The sequence below is a fragment of the Nocardia seriolae NBRC 15557 genome (genome assembly GCF_007990715.1).
Lineage (GTDB): Bacteria > Actinomycetota > Actinomycetes > Mycobacteriales > Mycobacteriaceae > Nocardia > Nocardia seriolae.
Genome location: NZ_BJWY01000284.1, coordinates 1 through 527 on the forward strand (window position 1 = coordinate 1; position 527 = coordinate 527).

Annotated in this window: 1 protein-coding gene and 1 pseudogene; both read left to right on the forward strand. The window is 67.9% G+C overall.

Features of this window, described 5'->3' with window-relative positions; genetic code table 11:
* Positions 1-345 (forward strand): annotated as a pseudogene (locus tag NS2_RS35730) (IS701 family transposase); the annotation flags it as partial.
* A complete protein-coding gene (locus NS2_RS36650) occupies positions 342-506 on the forward strand; it encodes a hypothetical protein (RefSeq protein WP_162836621.1) in 165 nt (54 codons plus the stop codon). The pseudogene NS2_RS35730 and the gene NS2_RS36650, both read left to right, overlap by 4 nt.
* The last annotated feature ends 21 nt before the right edge of the window (positions 507-527 follow it).

A 527-nucleotide genomic window follows, 5' to 3' on the forward strand; every position in this document is an offset into this window, starting at 1 on the left:
TACCGGCAGATCGAGGGCACCTGGGCTCGCGGGCGTGGGCACTGGCTGCTGGCACGGCGCGCGCTGACCCCCAACAGCAAGGGCGAGCTCGAGATCGCCTACTACCTCTGCTACGGGCCCGCGACGTCGCGGCTGGTCGACCTGGCCTGGACCGCGGGATCGCGATGGCATGTGGAGGAAGCATTCCAGCAAGCCAAGGGTGAGGCCGGGCTCGACCACTACCAGATCCGCGACTACCGGGCCTGGTACGCCCACATCACCTTGTCCATGCTCGCCCCGGCCTACCTCGCCGCCTCCAAAACCATTGCCGCAAAGGGCGACTCGGCGACCAGCCCGCAGACATGATCGCCCTGACACTACCCGAGATCCGCCGCCTGCTCGTCGCACTCGCCCTCACCACCTCCCATGGCACCGATCACATCTGGGCCTGGTCCCGCTGGCGACGCCGCCGACAACACCAAGCCCGCCTATCGCACTACCGCCGCCGCGGCCACCCACTCGACTGAACCAAGAGTGCCGTTGCAGTA